This is a genomic window from Micromonospora sp. NPDC020750, from assembly GCF_044334565.1.
Taxonomy (GTDB): domain Bacteria; phylum Actinomycetota; class Actinomycetes; order Mycobacteriales; family Micromonosporaceae; genus Micromonospora.
Map to the genome: position 1 here is coordinate 99,883 of NZ_JBIRTH010000004.1, position 15,996 is coordinate 115,878.

General features: G+C 73.0%; 17 protein-coding genes. 14 read left to right on the forward strand and 3 right to left on the reverse strand.

All coding sequences use genetic code 11. The features are described from left to right. Positions 1 to 137 precede the first annotated feature (137 nt). The 7 genes from dop (at position 138) to ACH4T9_RS14365 (ending at position 5,873) form a co-directional block, all read left to right on the forward strand. Positions 138 to 1,655 carry a depupylase/deamidase Dop gene (dop, locus tag ACH4T9_RS14335; protein ID WP_396672956.1) on the forward strand — a complete coding sequence of 506 codons (1,518 nt, stop codon included), beginning with the start codon at positions 138 to 140 and terminating at the stop codon, positions 1,653 to 1,655. 107 nt (positions 1,656 to 1,762) lie between these two features. Beyond that, on the forward strand, positions 1,763 to 1,978 hold the full coding sequence (locus ACH4T9_RS14340; protein WP_387018105.1) for a ubiquitin-like protein Pup: 216 nt from the start codon (positions 1,763 to 1,765) through the stop codon (positions 1,976 to 1,978). Between the two features lie 143 nt (positions 1,979 to 2,121). Beyond that, positions 2,122 to 2,364: an endonuclease domain-containing protein gene (locus tag ACH4T9_RS14345; protein ID WP_243639353.1), complete on the forward strand. Its 243-nt coding sequence runs from the start codon at positions 2,122 to 2,124 to the stop codon at positions 2,362 to 2,364. Continuing rightward, on the forward strand, positions 2,283 to 3,122 hold the full coding sequence (gene prcB, locus ACH4T9_RS14350; protein WP_387018101.1) for a proteasome subunit beta: 840 nt from the start codon (positions 2,283 to 2,285) through the stop codon (positions 3,120 to 3,122). The genes ACH4T9_RS14345 and prcB overlap by 82 nt, the downstream gene beginning before the upstream one ends. 58 nt (positions 3,123 to 3,180) lie before the next feature. Beyond that, positions 3,181 to 4,023: a proteasome subunit alpha gene (prcA, locus tag ACH4T9_RS14355; RefSeq protein WP_396672955.1), complete on the forward strand. Its 843-nt coding sequence runs from the start codon at positions 3,181 to 3,183 to the stop codon at positions 4,021 to 4,023. Between the two features lie 231 nt (positions 4,024 to 4,254). Then, positions 4,255 to 5,613, forward strand: coding sequence for a Pup--protein ligase (gene pafA / locus ACH4T9_RS14360; RefSeq protein WP_396672954.1), 1,359 nt, complete (start codon positions 4,255 to 4,257; stop codon positions 5,611 to 5,613). 68 nt (positions 5,614 to 5,681) lie between these two features. After that, complete coding sequence (locus tag ACH4T9_RS14365) at positions 5,682 to 5,873, forward strand: hypothetical protein (protein ID WP_396672953.1); 192 nt, start codon at positions 5,682 to 5,684, stop codon at positions 5,871 to 5,873. Positions 5,874 to 5,999: 126 nt separating this feature from the next. On the opposite strand, the gene ACH4T9_RS14370 is transcribed toward ACH4T9_RS14365, so the two are convergent. Then, positions 6,000 to 7,085, reverse strand: a complete 1,086-nt coding sequence (locus ACH4T9_RS14370; RefSeq protein ID WP_396672952.1) for a DUF3866 family protein — start codon at positions 7,083 to 7,085, stop codon at positions 6,000 to 6,002. A 45-nt stretch (positions 7,086 to 7,130) separates the two neighbouring features. Further along, positions 7,131 to 8,108 (reverse strand): cation diffusion facilitator family transporter, encoded by a 978-nt coding sequence (locus ACH4T9_RS14375; protein WP_396672951.1) that lies wholly within the window; start codon positions 8,106 to 8,108, stop codon positions 7,131 to 7,133. 123 nt (positions 8,109 to 8,231) lie between these two features. On the opposite strand from ACH4T9_RS14375, the gene ACH4T9_RS14380 reads away from it, so the two are divergent. The 7 genes from ACH4T9_RS14380 (at position 8,232) to ACH4T9_RS14410 (ending at position 14,360) form a co-directional block, all read left to right on the forward strand. Beyond that, on the forward strand, positions 8,232 to 9,230 hold the full coding sequence (locus tag ACH4T9_RS14380; protein WP_396672950.1) for a helix-turn-helix transcriptional regulator: 999 nt from the start codon (positions 8,232 to 8,234) through the stop codon (positions 9,228 to 9,230). Next, positions 9,227 to 10,252, forward strand: coding sequence for a helix-turn-helix transcriptional regulator (locus tag ACH4T9_RS14385; RefSeq protein WP_396672949.1), 1,026 nt, complete (start codon positions 9,227 to 9,229; stop codon positions 10,250 to 10,252). The genes ACH4T9_RS14380 and ACH4T9_RS14385 overlap by 4 nt, the downstream gene beginning before the upstream one ends. A 10-nt stretch (positions 10,253 to 10,262) precedes the next feature. Further along, entirely contained in the window at positions 10,263 to 10,511 is a 249-nt protein-coding gene (locus tag ACH4T9_RS14390; RefSeq protein ID WP_350883158.1) for a hypothetical protein, read from the forward strand. 218 nt (positions 10,512 to 10,729) lie between these two features. Beyond that, positions 10,730 to 11,068 (forward strand): Sec-independent protein translocase subunit TatA, encoded by a 339-nt coding sequence (gene tatA / locus ACH4T9_RS14395; RefSeq protein ID WP_350883160.1) that lies wholly within the window; start codon positions 10,730 to 10,732, stop codon positions 11,066 to 11,068. Positions 11,069 to 11,085: 17 nt separating this feature from the next. Beyond that, positions 11,086 to 12,039: a twin-arginine translocase subunit TatC gene (gene tatC / locus ACH4T9_RS14400; protein WP_396672948.1), complete on the forward strand. Its 954-nt coding sequence runs from the start codon at positions 11,086 to 11,088 to the stop codon at positions 12,037 to 12,039. A 249-nt stretch (positions 12,040 to 12,288) separates the two neighbouring features. Beyond that, positions 12,289 to 13,188, forward strand: coding sequence for a DMT family transporter (locus ACH4T9_RS14405; RefSeq protein WP_396672947.1), 900 nt, complete (start codon positions 12,289 to 12,291; stop codon positions 13,186 to 13,188). A gap of 182 nt (positions 13,189 to 13,370) precedes the next feature. Continuing rightward, on the forward strand, positions 13,371 to 14,360 hold the full coding sequence (locus ACH4T9_RS14410) for a malate dehydrogenase (RefSeq protein WP_396672946.1): 990 nt from the start codon (positions 13,371 to 13,373) through the stop codon (positions 14,358 to 14,360). Positions 14,361 to 14,441: 81 nt separating this feature from the next. Here the strand turns inward: ACH4T9_RS14410 and ACH4T9_RS14415 are convergent, their stop codons facing one another. Then, a complete protein-coding gene (locus ACH4T9_RS14415; RefSeq protein WP_396672945.1) occupies positions 14,442 to 15,791 on the reverse strand; it encodes a GH1 family beta-glucosidase in 1,350 nt (449 codons plus the stop codon). Between the last annotated feature and the right edge of the window lie 205 nt (positions 15,792 to 15,996).

Sequence of the window (15,996 nt, forward strand, 5' to 3'; positions counted from 1 at the left end):
CCCCGTCGCGTCCCACCGCCCCGGACCGTCCTCGGGCGACACCCGACGTGGCCCGCCCGCCACACCCCCGCACCGCGCGGCGCGGACTACGCTCGACATGACGGGGGACCGGGTCGGCGAGTGGAGCGGGTAGGTCGATGAGCGTAAGACGGATCATGGGCACCGAGGTCGAGTACGGCATCTCCGTGCCCGGCCAGGCAGGCGCCAACCCGATGATCACCTCGTCCCAGGTGGTCAACGCCTACGGGGCTCGCCCCGAACTCAACCGGGGCGGCCGGGCGCGCTGGGACTACGAGGAGGAGTCGCCGCTGCGCGACGCCCGCGGCTTCACCTACTCCGGTGCCGCGTACGACCCCGCCGAGGCCCTCGCCGACGAGGACCTGGGACTGGCCAACGTGATACTCACCAACGGTGCCCGGCTCTACGTCGACCACGCCCACCCGGAGTACTCCACACCGGAGGTGACCAACCCCCTGGACGTGGTGCGGTGGGACAAGGCAGGGGAGCGGGTGATGGCCGAGGCGTCCCGCCGGGCGGCCACCATCCCGGGCACCCAGCCCATCCACCTGTACAAGAACAACACCGACAACAAGGGCGCCAGTTACGGCACCCACGAGAACTACCTGATGCGCCGGCAGACGCCGTTCTCCGACATCGTGGCGTACCTGACGCCGTTCTTCGTCACCCGGCAGATCGTCTGCGGTGCGGGCCGGGTCGGCATCGGCCAGGACGGCGGCGCCAGTGGCTTCCAGATCTCCCAGCGCGCCGACTTCTTCGAGGTCGAGGTCGGGCTGGAGACCACCCTCAAGCGGCCGATCATCAACACCCGGGACGAGCCGCACGCCGACGCCGACAAGTACCGCCGGCTGCACGTCATCATCGGCGACGCGAACCTGTCGGAGATCTCCACGTACCTGAAGGTCGGCACCACGGCCCTGATCCTCACCATGATCGAGGAGAAGGCGCTCGGGCCGGACCTGGGCATCGCCGACCCGGTCTCGGAGCTGCGCGCGGTCAGCCACGACCCGTCGCTGAATCACCGGATGCGGCTGCGCGACGGGCGGCGGCTGACCGCCCTGGACGTGCAGTGGGCGTACTTCGAGCGGGTGCGGTCCTTCGTGGACGACCGGTACGGCGCGGACGCCGACGCGCAGACCAACGACGTGCTGGACCGTTGGGAGAGCGTGTTGGACCGGCTCGGCCGCGACGCGTTCCTGTGCGCCGACGAGCTGGACTGGGTGGCGAAGCTGCGGCTGCTGGAGGGCTACCGGGAGCGGGAGAAGCTCGGCTGGGGTGCGCACAAGCTCCAGCTGGTCGACCTGCAGTACTCCGACGTGCGGCCGGAGAAGGGGCTCTACCACCGGCTGGTGCAGCGCGGCTCGATGAAGACGCTGCTGACCGACGAGCAGACCCGTACCGCGATGACCGAGCCGCCGGAGGACACCCGGGCCTACTTCCGGGGCCGTTGCCTGGCGCAGTATGCCTCGGAGGTGGTGGCCGCGAGCTGGGATTCGGTCATCTTCGACGTGGGCCGGGAGTCGCTGGTGCGGGTGCCGATGATGGAGCCCGAGCGGGGCACCCGCGCGCACGTGGGTGCGCTGTTCGACCGGTGCGTCAGCGCCAAGGATCTGCTGGAGACGCTGACCGGCGGCTGACCCGCCGGGACAAAAGCCCGTCGCGCGCCGGAGAAGCCGGCGCGCGACGGGCTTTTCGTCATTCCCGCGAGGTAAGTTCATCGGAGACGATCGTGGAGGAGGCGGCAATGGCCACTCATGACAGCGGCGGGCAGTCGCAGTCGGGCAAGGCCCGGCAGGGCGAGGAGATCGAGGACGTCACCACCGAGGCGAACCCGGAGGTCGCCGAGCGGCACGCCGAGATCACCGAGGACGTCGACGACCTGCTCGACGAGATCGACTCCGTCCTGGAGGAGAACGCCGAGGAGTTCGTGAGGGGTTACGTCCAGAAAGGCGGGCAATAGGCGGAATGTCTGCTTTGCCCGGGAGTGACTCACCTCGCGCGAGGGTCGTGGACGCCGACAGCTGACCGCGCCGGGCGTCCGGGCAGCGGTCGGCGGCGTCGCGTGTGGGTGCCACACGAGCGGTTCGATGACCGGCGGCGGCCGTGCCCCTGCGTGGCGATCCCGATACGGAACATCTGGACCACGATCATCGCGCGGGATCATCGCGCGGGATACTCTGCTTCAACTGCAACGGTGGTCTTGGCCAGTTCCGTGACAGTCCCACGAGGCTGGCCAGGGCGATCACGTACCTGAGAGGAACCACGTGGCAGCGGGCTTTGATCCATCCGGGCGTCTACCAGATGTGTTCACCAACGCGGGGACGTCCTCCTTCACCACATTCCTGAGCAGGGCCGCTCCCGAGATGCTGCCCGGCCGCCGGCCGCTGCCCCCGGGCATGGCCGCCGACCTGGCGCCGCACGCGACCACCATCGTGGCCATCTCGGCCGCCGGCGGCGTGGTGCTGGCCGGCGACCGCCGGGCCACCATGGGCAACCTGATCGCCCAGCGCGACATCGAGAAGGTGCACCCGGCCGACGCCTACTCGCTGGTCGGCATCGCGGGCACCGCGGGCATCGGCATCGAGCTGATGCGACTGTTCCAGGTGGAGCTTGAGCACTACGAGAAGATCGAGGGCGCGATGCTCTCGCTCGACGGCAAGGCCAACCGGCTGGCCTCCATGATCCGCGGCAACCTGGGCGCGGCCATGCAGGGCCTCGCGGTCATCCCGTTGTTCGCCGGCTTCGACCTGGCCGCGAGCGACCCGGCGCGGGCCGGCCGGATCTTCAGCTTCGACGTAACCGGTGGCCCCTACGAGGAGACCGGCTACGACGCGATCGGCTCCGGCTCGATCTTCGCCCGGTCCGCGCTGAAGAAGCGCTTCCGCGCCGGCCTGTCGATCGACGACGCGGCGCGGCTCGCGGTCGAGGCGCTCTACGACGCGGCCGACGACGACACGGCGACCGGCGGGCCGGACCTGACCCGTCGGATCTACCCGGTGGTGATGACCGCGACGGCGGAGGGCACCCACCGGCTCACCGACGCCGAGACGGCCGCCGTCGCCGAGGCCGTGGTCGCCGGCCGGATGGAGAACCCGGGCGGCTGAGCCCGCCCCCGCCCAGTCAGCAGTCGTCAGCACAGCGCCCAGAAGGAGAACCGCCGCCGTGGCCATGCAGTTCTACGCCTCGCCCGAGCAGATCATGCGCGACCGCTCCGAGCTGGCCCGCAAGGGCATCGCCAGGGGCCGCAGCGCGGTCGTGCTGAGCTACTCCGGCGGGGTGCTCTTCGTCGCGGAGAACCTCTCCAGCACCCTGCACAAGGTCAGCGAGATCTACGACCGGATCGGCTTCGCCGCCGTCGGCCGGTACAACGAGTTCGAGAACCTGCGCCGTGCCGGGGTCCGGATGGCCGACCTCAACGGCCTGAGCTACGACCGGCGCGACGTCACCGGCCTGGCGCTGGCCAACGCGTACGCGCAGACCCTCGGCGCCATCTTCACCGAGCAGTCGAAGCCGTTCGAGGTGGAGATCTGCGTGGCCGAGGTGGGCGCGACGCCGCAGGACGACGCCCTCTACCGGCTGACCTACGACGGCTCGGTCAACGACGAGCCGGGCCGGATGGCGATGGGCGGGCAGGCCGACGCGATCTCCGGTTCGCTCAAGTCGCAGCACCGTCCGGACATGTCGCTCGGCGAGGCGGTCCGGCTGGCCCTGGCGGCGCTGAGCAGTGTCGGCGGCGAGGGCGGCGCGGCCCGCACGATCGCGGCCAACCAGCTTGAGGTTGCGGTCCTGGACCGGGGCCGGGTGGGCCGGACGTTCCGGCGGATCACCGGGGCGGCCCTGATCACCCTGCTGGACGCGGACGCCGACGCGGCGAACGACTCGGCGTCGACCGAGGAGCGCCCGGAGCATCCGGCCACGCCGACCGAGGAGGCGAAGAAGCCGACCACCTCGGCCGGCTCGGCGGACCTGGAGGGTCAGCGGGCGGACGACACGCCCGAGAAGTAGGCCGCCAGTCCCGGCCGACGGCACCGTCACGCGACCGGCCGTCCCCTCAGGGGGCGGCCGGTCGCGTGTGTCCGGACACCACCCCAGCGGCCCGGACGTGTCGGCGGGGACCCAACCGCCCACCGACGCCCCGGCGGATGGCGGGCGGGCCGGCGCCGTACCCGCCGGCTGGTCGGGCTCCGGGGCGGTCAGCCCTGCCCATTCGGGGCCTGAGAGGGCTAATGTCACATCATGGAGCGGCGAATCTTCGGCCTCGAGACCGAGTACGGCGTCACCTGTACCTACCGCGGGCAGCGGCGGCTGTCCCCTGACGAGGTCGCGCGATACCTGTTCCGTCGGGTGGTGTCGTGGGGCAGGTCGAGCAACGTGTTCCTGCGCAACGGCGCCCGCCTCTACCTGGACGTCGGCTCCCACCCGGAGTACGCGACCCCGGAGTGCGACTCGGTGGTGGACCTGGTGGCCCACGACCGGGCGGGGGAGCGGATCCTGGAGGGGTTGCTCATCGACGCGGAGAAGCGGCTGCACGACGAGGGCATCGCCGGCGAGATCTACCTGTTCAAGAACAACACCGACTCGGCCGGGAACTCCTACGGCTGCCACGAGAACTACCTGGTCTCCCGGCACGGCGAGTTCGGCCGGCTGGCGGACGTGCTGATCCCGTTCCTGGTCACCCGGCAGTTGATCTGCGGCGCGGGCAAGGTGCTGCAGACGCCCCGTGGCGCGGTGTACTGCCTGTCCCAGCGCGCCGAGCACATCTGGGAGGGCGTGTCGTCGGCGACCACCCGGAGCCGGCCGATCATCAACACCCGCGACGAGCCGCACGCGGACGCGGAGCGGTACCGGCGGCTGCACGTCATCGTCGGCGACTCGAACATGAACGAGGTCACCACCCTGCTGAAGGTCGGCTCCGCGGACATCGTGCTGCGGATGATCGAGGCGGGGGTGGTGATGCGGGACCTGACGCTGGAGAACCCGATCCGGGCGATCCGCGAGGTGTCGCACGACATCACCGGCCGGCGTAAGGTGCGGCTGTCCTCCGGCAAGGAGGTCAGCGCCCTGGAGATCCAGCAGGAGTACCTGGCGAAGGCGACCGAGTTCGTGGAGCGACGCGGCGGGGACCAGACGGCCAAGCGGGTGGTGGAGCTGTGGGGCCGGGTGCTGAGCGCGGTGGAGACCGGTGACCTGGAGCCGGTGTCCCGGGAGATCGACTGGGTGTCGAAGCTGCGGCTGATCGAGCGGTACCAGCGCAAGCACGACCTGCCGCTGTCGCACCCCCGGGTGGCGCAGATGGACCTCGCGTACCACGACGTGCGGCGCGGGCGGGGCCTGTACGGGCTGCTGGAGCGGCGCGGGGAGGTGGACCGGGTGGCCACGGACCCGGAGATCTTCGAGGCCAAGGAGACTCCTCCGCAGACCACCCGGGCCCGGCTGCGGGGCGAGTTCATCCGGCACGCGCAGGAGAAGCGGCGGGACTTCACCGTCGACTGGGTGCACCTGAAGCTCAACGACCAGGCGCAACGCACTGTGCTGTGCAAGGACCCGTTCCGGGCGTACGACGAGCGGGTGGAGCGCCTGATCGCCAGCATGTGACCGGCCGGTCCTCCGTCCGCGGCGCTGGCCGCGGCGGGCGGGGGCCCGCCGGGTAGGCTGGCCCTGCCATGACGATGTCTGAACCTCCCGAGCGCGATCGCGGCGCCGAGAAGCTGAACTGGGTCGAGCGCCGGCGCGAGAAGATCCGGGCCGAGGTCGAGCGCAACCGGCGTGGCGACTACAAGGTGCCGACCTGGGTGCTGGCGGTCACGCTGGCGGTGATCGTCGGCGGCTGGCTGGCGCTGATCTTCCTGGTCTGACGGCCCGCCTGGATCGACGGCCCGCCGCCCTGCCACCTCCGCCGCCCTGACGGCCCCGCCGTCCTGCCCAACCCTGATGGCCCCGCCGCCCTGCCTATCCCTGACGGCCCTGCTGTCCTCGCGGCCTCAGCGGGCGAGCGCGGCGGCGTGCCGCCCGGCGGCGGCGGCGGCCAGGAAGTAGGCGTGGTCGGCGTCCAGGCCGCGGCCCATCGTGGACAGTGGCACGGCGCTGACGCGCAGCGCGGCGTCGAGCCCGTCGGTGGGCACCCGGACGATCCGGTGCCGCCCGGCGAGCGGGGCCAGCGCGGCATCCACGTCCCGGGCCAGGTCCGGGGCCAGGCCGTCGGGCACGACCAGGTCCGCCGGGGCGAGTGCCACCCTGCCGTACGCGGTGAGGCTGTGGTGGGACACCCCGCGGTGCCGGGGGCGGGGATCGGCGTCGGAGATCCGCAGCGAGCCGACCGGCCGCCCGCCGAGGGCGGCGATCGCGTTGACCGCCTCGCCGACGGCCACCCCCGAGTACCCCCACCGGGTGCCGGTGCCGAGGTTGCCGGGGCCCTGGGCGAGGATGACCACGTCGGCGGCGAGGACGTGCCGGGCGGCGAGCAGGCCGCTGTGCACGGTGGTGGCCTCCAGGTCGCCGCCGAACGCCTGCCCGACGCTGACCGTGCCGACGAGTTGGTCGCGCAGTCCGTCGAGGGTGCGGGAGAACCACGCCGGCAGCGCCCCGCCGTCGGTGAGCACGTATGCCACCCGGGCGTCGGGGGCGTCGGCGCGAACCCCGGCGAGGATCGCCGGCAGGGCGGAGTGCAGGTCGGCGGTGACCACCGGCAGCCCGGCGACGTCCTCGGCGGTTTCCAGGGCCGCCCGGTGCGGGCTGGCCTCCTCGTCGACGCCGAGCAGGATCGGTTGCAGCGGGGTGTAGCGGGCCTTGACCAGGTGCCCGGCGTCGCGGGTGTCGCCCGCCTCGGCCGGATCCGCCGGCAGCCGGTCGGGCAGCGCCACGACCAGCGCGTACCCGCCGGTGCCGAGGCCCATCAGCAGTGCGCCCGCGTTGAGCAGCACCCGGTCGCCGGGCACGGGCCGGCCGACCAGCTCCGGGTACGCCAGGGCCCGCATGGTGCCGCCGTCGGTCAGCTCGACGTCCAGCTCCACCGCGCCGGTCCACTCCCGCCGCAGCGCCGTCACGGTTCCCGCCCGCCATCGCACCATGCCCGGCACGCTAGCGACCCCCGGGTGCGTGCCGCCACGGCGGGGTCAGGGAGAGGGGTCCTCCTGGGTGTGCCGGGCGCGGCGGTGCCGGGCCTCGGGTCGGGAGGGGGTGGGGTCGAGGAAGACGTAGCCGATCTCCGGGTAGCGGTCGATGAGGCGCCGCTCGGCCTCGTCGGCGGCGGCCTCGATGACGGCGCCGGTGGCCTCGTCCCGGAAGTCGACCTTCGCGGCGACCAGGATGTCGTCCGGGCCGAGCTGCATGGTGAGCAGGGTGTCGATGCGCTCGACGGCGGGCAGCCCGTTGAGCTCCTGCTCGATCTCCAGGCGCAGCCGCTCGGGGATGGCCCGGCCGACCAGCAGGGAGATGTTGGCCTTGGCGAGGGTGACGGCCACGACCAGCAGGAGCACGCCGATGGCGATGGAGGCGAGACCGTCGTAGAGCTCGTCGCCGGTCCAGTGCGACAGGGTCAGGCCGGCTGCGGCCAGCAGCAGGCCGACGAGGGCGGCGCTGTCCTCCAGGAAGACGGCCTTGACGGTGGTGTCGGCGGTGAGCCGCAGGAACCGCCGGGGGGTGGTGCGCCAGCGCCGCGACTCGCGGCGGATCTGTCGCACCGCCCGGGCCAGGGAGATCGACTCGATGGCGAACGAGACCGCCAGCACGACGTACGAGACGAGGTAGTTGCCGCTGTGCTCGTGCACCAGGATGGTGGTGACGCCGTGGGTGATGGCGAAGCCCGCGCCGGCGACGAAGGTGAACAGCGCGGCGAGGAAGGCCCAGACGTAGCTCTCCTTGCCGTACCCGAAGGGGTGCCGGACGTCGGCGGGGCGTGCGCCCCGGCGCAGCGCCAGGTAGAGCAGCGCCTCGGTGGTGGTGTCGGCGACCGAGTGGGCGGCCTCGGAGAGCATGGCCGCGGAGCCGGAGATCAGGCCGGCCGCCAGCTTCGCCACGGCGATGGCGAGGTTCGCCGCGCCCGCCACCACCACGGTGCCGACACTCTCGGCGTTGACGTCCGCTTCCGACATGGGGTCACCATATGACCGCGTCGAGGTCCCCGCCCGGAGACGGAGGGTCACCGTCGGAGGCGTAGGCGCGACGCGCCTGCGCGGGTGCACGGGCGTGCCGCGCGGGCTGCTAGCGTTCACCCCGTGTCGCGGACCCGCACCGAACGCCTGGTCAACCTGGTGATCTGCCTGTTGTCGACGCGACGGTTCCTGACCGCCGCGCAGATCGCCGCGACCGTGCCCGGCTACGAGCACGATCCGGACGACGCGAAGGATCACGAAGCGTTCCAGCGCAAGTTCGAGCGGGACAAGGCCGAGCTGCGGGAGCTCGGGGTGCCGCTGGAGACCGGCACGGCGAGCGTCTTCGACGCCGAGCCCGGCTACCGGATCGCCCACCGGGAGTACGCGCTGCCGGACATCCCGCTGGAGCCCGACGAGGCCGCCGCGGTGGGCATCGCCGCGCGGCTGTGGCAGCACGCCGGGCTGGCCGCCGCGGCGTCGTCCGGGCTGGCGAAGCTGCGTGCCGCCGGGGTGGACGTGGACCCGCAGGCCACTCTGGGCCTGGAGCCGATGGTCACGGTCGACCCGGCGTTCGCGCCGCTGACCGCCGCCGCCCGGGACCGCCGCGAGGTGAGCTTCGACTACCGGGTGCCCGACCGGGACGCCCCGACCCGCCGCCGGTTGCAGCCGTGGGGGGTGGTCTGCTGGCGCGGCCGGTGGTATGTGGTGGGCCACGACCTGGACCGGGCGGCGACCCGCTGCTTCCGGCTCTCCCGGGTCGTCGGCACCGTCCGGGTGGCCGGCGCGCCGGGCGGCTACCAGCCGCCGGCGGGGGTGGACCTGATCAGCCACGTGGCCCGCTGGTCGGGGCCGGTGGAACGCACCGGGCGGGCGACCGTGCTGGTCGCATCGGGGCGCGCGGTGGGGCTGCGCCGTTGGGCGGTGGAGGCCGCGTCCGGGCCGGACGGCGACCGGCTGGTCCTGCCGTACGCCGACCCGGAGTCCCTGGCCCGGCAGCTGGTGGGGTACGGCCCGGACGTGCGGGTGGTGGATCCGCCGGAGGTGCGCGAGGCGGTCATCCAGCGGCTCAAGGAGATCGCCGCCCGGCACGAGGAGCTGACCGTGACCGGAGGTGCCCGATGACCCGTCCCGCCGCCCGCTCGGCGGCTGCGCGCCCCGGCGGCAACCGGGCCTCGGCGGACCGGCTGGCCCGGCTGCTGAACCTGGTGCCCTACCTGCTGGCCCGCCCGGGGATCGAGATCGCCGAGGCGGCCGGGGACCTGGGGGTCACCGAGCGGCAGCTGCGGGAGGATCTGGAGCTGCTGTGGGTGTGCGGCCTGCCCGGGTACGGCCCGGGTGACCTGATCGACATGGCTTTCGACGGCGACCGGGTGACCATCACCTACGACGCCGGGATCGACCGGCCGCTGCGGCTGACCCCGGACGAGGCCCTCGCCCTGGTGGTGGCGCTGCGGATGCTGGCGGAGACCCCGGGGGTGACCAACCGGGAGGCCGTGGAGCGGGCCCTCGCCAAGATCGAGGATGCGGCCGGTGACCTGGTCGCCGCCCCGGTCGAGGTGCGCCTCCCCGTTGACAGCCGGCGGGTCGAGGAGCTGCGTGCCGCCGTGGCGCGGGGCCGGGCGCTGCGGATCACCTACTACACCGCTGCCCGGGACGAGAGCACCGAGCGGGTGATCGACCCACTGCGCATGCTGATGGTGGGCGGCCGGGCGTACGCGGAGGCGTGGTGCCGCCGCGCGGAGGCGGTGCGGCTGTTCCGGGTCGACCGGATCGACGCGGTGACCGAGCTGGACGAGCCGGCGGCGGCGCCGCCGCAGGCCCGCCCGTACGACCTCTCCGAGGGAGTGTTCCGGCCCTCGCCGGACCTGCCGCTGATCACCCTGCGGATCGGCCGGGGCGAGCGGTGGATCACCGAGTACTACCCGTGCGAGCGGGTCGAGGCCGGCGACGGCGAGCAGTGGCTGGTGTCGCTGCGGGTGACCGACCTCGGCTGGGCCCGTCGGTTCGTGCTGGGGCTGGGCCCGGACGTCACCGTGGTGGCCCCGGGGGAGCTGGCCGAGCAGGTCCGTGCCCAGGCGGTCGCCGCCCTGGAGGCGTACGCCACTCCCGACGCCACCCCGGCGGGGTCCGTGGGATCCCGGTAGGCTGGCCGCCGTGGTGACGTGGATCGTGGTGGCGGTGGTGCTGTTCGCGCTCGTGGTGCTGGCGTTGGCCGTGCGGCCGGTGGTGGCGCGGCTGCCCCGGCTGCGGCGGGCCGCGGTGGCGTTGCAGAGGCGCCAGGCCGAGGCGGAGGCTTTGCAGGTCAGCGCGGAGGCCCTCCAGGAGCGCGCGGAGGCCCTCCAGGGCCAGGTGACCGTCACCCAGCAGCGGGTCGCGGTGATCAAGGCCAAGCGCGGCCACTGATCGGCGGCGGTCGTCCGGTGCGCGATCGCCGCGCGTTTGGGGCGATAGCGCGCAGAAACGGTCGGCCGCCGGTGGTTGACGGGACGAGCGGGGTTGGTCAAGACTTCACCGACCGGCCGTGACCACCAGCGGCCCGGCGGGTGGCAACGGGCCCTCACGCACGTACGATGGGCTCCGGTACACCCCTCAGAGACGACACAGAGCGACTGGAGCTTCCCATGGGTGCCCTCAAGCCGTGGCACATCGCCGTACTCGTGGTCGTGCTGATCCTGCTGTTCGGTGCGAAGCGGCTCCCGGACGCGGCCCGTTCGCTGGGCCGCTCGCTGCGGATCATCAAGGCCGAGACGAAGAGCCTGCACGACGACGACCGTGACCTGGCGGAGAAGGCCGACGCCCAGGCCGCCTACCAGCCGCTGCCGCCGCAGGCCGCCGGGCAGCAGCCCCAGCAGCCGTACGCGCAGCAGCCCCATGTCCAGCCGCAGCAGCAGCCCTACGCCCCGCCGCAGGCACCGCAGCAGCCGGTCATCGACCCGGTGCAGCGCGTCCGCGACAACTGACCGAAGGGCCCACCACCGTGGCCTTCGCCCTGCGTAAACGTGGTCCGAGCACCTTCGAACGGGCCTCCGACGGCTCGATGACCCTCATCGAGCACGTCCGTGAGCTGCGCAACCGGCTGTTCCGGGCGTCCCTGGCCCTGCTCGTCGGCTTCGGCTTCGGCATCTGGCTGGCGGAGCCGGTGCGGAAGCTGCTGTCGAAGCCGTACTGCGACCTTCCGGCGTCGATCGACCCGGTCACGGGCAAGTGCAACTTCGTGCAGCTCGGCGTCGCCGACGTCTTCCTGCTCAACCTGAAGATCGGCCTCTGGGTCGGGTTGATCATCGCCGCTCCGGTCTGGCTCTACCAGCTGTGGGCGTTCATCGCCCCGGGCCTGCACCGGCACGAGCGCCGGTACGCGTACATCTTCACGTCGCTCGCGGCCCCGCTGTTCGCCGCCGGCGCGGTGCTGGCCTTCTTCGTCACCACGAAGGGGCTGGAGTTCCTGCTCAACATCTCCGGCGACGACATCGCGACGACCCTCGAGGTGACCCGGTACATCTCGTTCGTCACCAACCTGATCCTGCTCTTCGGGGTGGCGTTCGAGTTCCCGCTCATCGTGCTGATGCTCAATTTCGTCGGGCTGGCCAGCGCGAAGCGGCTGCTCAGCTGGTGGCGGATCGCGGTCTTCGTGTTCTTCGCCTTCTCCGCCGTGGTCACCCCGACGCCGGACCCGTTCGGCATGACGGCCCTGGCCCTCTGCCTGACCGCGCTGTACTTCGGCGCGGTCGGCGTGGCGTTCCTCAACGACCGGCGGCGTGGGCGGGGCAAGGAGGTCTACGCCGGGATCGACGACGACGAGGTGTCGCCGTTGGAGCTCGACGACGATCCGGTCGCCCCCGGCCAGCGGGTCGAGGCCGCCGACTCGATCGGCACGCCGGAACCGGTCGCCGCCCCGACGCCGATCGACCGCCGCTACGACGAGATGACCTGACGGGCGTACACCCGCCCGGACCCACGACGACGGGTCGCTCCCCCGGGAGCGGCCCGTCGTCGCGTCGGTGGGAATCGGTTAGGGTGCGAAGCCATGAGGCCGATGACGATCCTGCCGCCGCCCGTCCGCTAGCGGGCGGCACCATCTGACGCACTCCACACCGGACGGGCCCGCCCGCCCGGTCGATGGACGCCGCCCGCGTACCCGCGGACCGTCTCTTTCCGGCTTCCATCACGGAGTTGTCCCCCCATGACCACACGTACCGTCGCGCCGTACCGGCGCGACCTCGTCCTCATCTCGTCCGCCGCCGTCGCCTGGGGCGCGGGCGGCGCCGCGGCGGCGGTGCTGTTCCGGACCAGCGGGCTGGGCCCGCTGGCCGTTTCCTTCTGGCGGGTCGCCGTCGCCGCACTCGTGCTCGTCCTGGCCTGCGCCTGCCGCCCGGGCGCAACCCGGTCCACCACGCCCCGCCGGACGGCGGTGGTGCTCGGGGTCGGCATGGCCGGCTACCAGGGCGCGTACTTCGCCGCCGTGGACCACGCCGGGCTGGCGCTCGGCACTCTGGTCACGCTCGGGGCCGGGCCGGTGTTCGTCACCGTCGGCGCCCGGGTGCTGCTCGGTGAGCGGCCCGGCCGGCGCGGCGTGCTCGTGATCGCCGTCGCCCTCGCCGGGCTGGCCCTGCTCGTCGGTGGGCCGGTGAACACCGGGTCGGGGCAGGCGTGGGGCGTCGGCGCGGCGCTGCTGTCCGCGCTCGGCTACAGCGGGGTCACCCTGTACACCCGGGCCGCCGGCGGTGGGCAGGCCGACGCCGTCTCGTTCGCCGCCGGCCTGCTGGTCCTGTTGCCGTTCGCCCTGGCCGAGGGCGTCTGGCCGCGTACCGGCGCGGCGCTGCCGGTGCTCGGCTGGCTGGTGTTTCTCGGCGTGGTGCCCACCCTGCTGGCGTACCGGTGGTACTTCGCCGGGCTGGCCACCGTCCCGGCCGGGACCGCCGCGGTGGTCGTGCTGCTGGAGCCACTGGCCGCCGCCGTCCTGGCGGTCGCGCTGCTCGGTGAGCGGCTCACGGTGAACCTGGTCGTCGGCTCGGCCGTGCTGCTCACCGCCGTGGCGCTGCTGCCGCGCGAGAGCGGCCTGCCGGTGGCGGCCGACCGCTGACCGTCGTGGGCGTCCGCGCCGGGCCGCGGCGCGGGCGCCCGCCCGGCACGTCCTGTTCGGAACCGGTCGGCGGGGAGGTGACCGGGGCCACCAGGCGCTGCTGAGCCTGCGTTTCGGGACTCGCGATATGGTGACTGCGCCCCTGATCGGCACCGATCGTCCCTTCGGCAGGAGAAGCCCTGATGGCAGAGACGCCCCTTACCGTTACCGTCACCGGCGCAGCTGGACAGATCGGCTACGCGCTGCTGTTCCGGATCGCGTCCGGGCAACTGCTCGGTGGCGGGAGGCGGGTGAAGCTCCGGCTGCTGGAGATCCCGGCTGCGGTGCGCGCGGCCGAGGGCACCGCCCTGGAGCTGGACGACTGTGCGTTCCCGCTGCTGGCCGGCGTGGACGTCTTCGACGACCCGAAGCGGGCGTTCGAGGGTGCCAACGTGGCGCTGCTCGTCGGCGCGCGGCCCCGTACCAAGGGGATGGAGCGCGGGGACCTGCTGGCGGCCAACGGCGGCATCTTCAAGCCTCAGGGCGAGGCGATCAACGCCGGCGCCGCACCGGACATCAAGGTGCTCGTGGTGGGCAACCCGGCCAACACCAACGCCCTCATCGCCCAGGCGCACGCCCCCGACGTGCCCGCGGACCGTTTCACCGCGATGACCCGGCTGGACCACAACCGGGCGATCGCGCAGCTCGCCCGCAAGCTCCAGGTCACCGTCGCGCAGGTGAAGAAGCTGACGATCTGGGGCAACCACTCGGCCACCCAGTACCCGGACGTCTTCCACGCCGAGGTCGACGGCCGCCCGGTGGCCGAGCTGATCGACGACCGGTCCTGGCTGGCCGACGAGTTCATCCCCCGCGTCGCCAAGCGCGGTGCCGAGATCATCGAGGTACGGGGGGCGTCGTCGGCTGCGTCGGCCGCGTCCGCCGCGATCGACCACGTGCACGACTGGATCAACGGCACGCCGGAGGGCGACTGGACCTCGGCCGCGATCGTCTCCGACGGCTCCTATGGGGTGCCGGCGGGCCTGATCTCGTCGTTCCCGGTGGTCGCCCGCGACGGCCGGTTCGAGATCGTGCAGGGCCTGGACGTCGACGAGTTCTCCCGGCAGCGCATCGACGCGTCCGTGGCCGAGCTCCAGGAGGAGCGCGCGGCCGTGCAGGGTCTCGGCCTGCTCTGACCCTGGCGGTGTACCGATCGTGACGGTGGCCCGCGGAGCGTTGTGCTCCGCGGGCCACCTTTGTCCCGGCCGGCTCGGCGGTCAGGCCAGCACGCTGCGGTGGGCGCGGATCAGGTCGGCGTACCGTCGGCCGCTGGCCTTGACCGTGCGCCGCTGGGTGGCGTAGTCGACGTGGACCAGGCCGAACCGCTTGTCGTAGCCGTACGCCCATTCGAAGTTGTCCAGCAGCGACCAGGCGAAGTAGCCGGCCACGTCCACACCCCGCCGGGCCGCTGCGGCGCACGCCGCGAGGTGCTCCTCCAGGTAACGGGTGCGCTCCGGGTCGTCGACGGTGCCGTCCGGGTTCACCCGGTCCGGCCAGGCGGAGCCGCTCTCCGTGACGTGTACCGGGCCGGCGTCGTACTCCTCGGCGAGGCGCACCAGCAGCTGCTCCAGGCCCGCCGCGTGGGTCTCCCAGCCCATCGCCGTCTCGGCCGCGCCGGGCACCGGCACCTGGCGGGCGTACGGCGGGGGACCGTCCGGGTCTGCGACGACCCGCTGCCGGAAGTAGTAGTTGAGCCCGAAGAACTCCAGCGGGGTGGCGATCGTCTCCAGGTCACCGGGGCGGACCGGCGGCGCGGTGCGGTACACCTCCAGCATGTCGGCGGGGTACCCGCGGCCGAAGAGCGGGTCCAGCCACCACCGGTTGACGTGCCCGTCGGCGCGGACGGCGGCGGCGACGTCCTCGGGGCGGTCGCTGGCCGGTTCGATCGGGCTGAGGTTGCACACCACGCCGACGGAGGCGGGCTCGGCGGCGTTCGCGCGGATCGCCGCGGTTGCCAGGCCGTGTCCGAGCAGCAGGTGGTGGGCGGCGGGGACGGCCAGCGCCAGGTCGGTGTCGCCGGGGGCCATCCGGCCCTCCAGGTGGCCGATCCAGGCCGAGCAGAGCGGCTCGTTGATCGTCGTCCAGTCGCGCACCCGGTCGCCGAGCGCGCCGGCCACCACGGCCGCGTAGTCGGCCAGGGCGTACGCGGTGTCCCGGGCCGGCCAGCCGCCCCGGTCCTGCAGGGCCTGCGGCAGGTCCCAGTGGTAGAGCGTGACGAACGGCCGGATGCCGGCCTCCAGCAGGGCGTCGACCAGTTGGTCGTAGAAGGCCAGCCCGGCCTGGTTGACCCGGCCGGTGCCCTCGGGCAGCACCCGGGGCCAGGCCACCGAGAACCGGTACGCGTCGACACCGAGCCCGCGCATGAGGGCGACGTCCTCGGGCCAGCGCCGGTAGTGGTCGCAGGCGACGTCGCCGGTGTCGCCGTTGTCGATCGCGCCGGGCACTTGGCAGAAGGTGTCCCAGATGGAGGGTGCGCGGCCGTCGGCGTCGACGGCGCCCTCGATCTGGTACGCGGAGGTCGCCACGCCCCAGCGGAAGTGGGCGGGCAGGGCGGTCAGGTCGGCCACGGGCGTGCTCCTTGGGTTCCGGTTGGGTGGCGCGGGACGGCAGGAGGTGGTTGGGACGGGGTGGTCGCGGCGGCGCGCGTCGGGCGGGGCGCCGGCCGGGCAGAGCCGGCGTGCCGGCCGGTCCGCAGCATACTTCAAACCTTAGTTCATGGCATTAATCGTGCTGCTGATGCATGCTGGTGGGGGTGCCGGTCGTTGGCGCCCC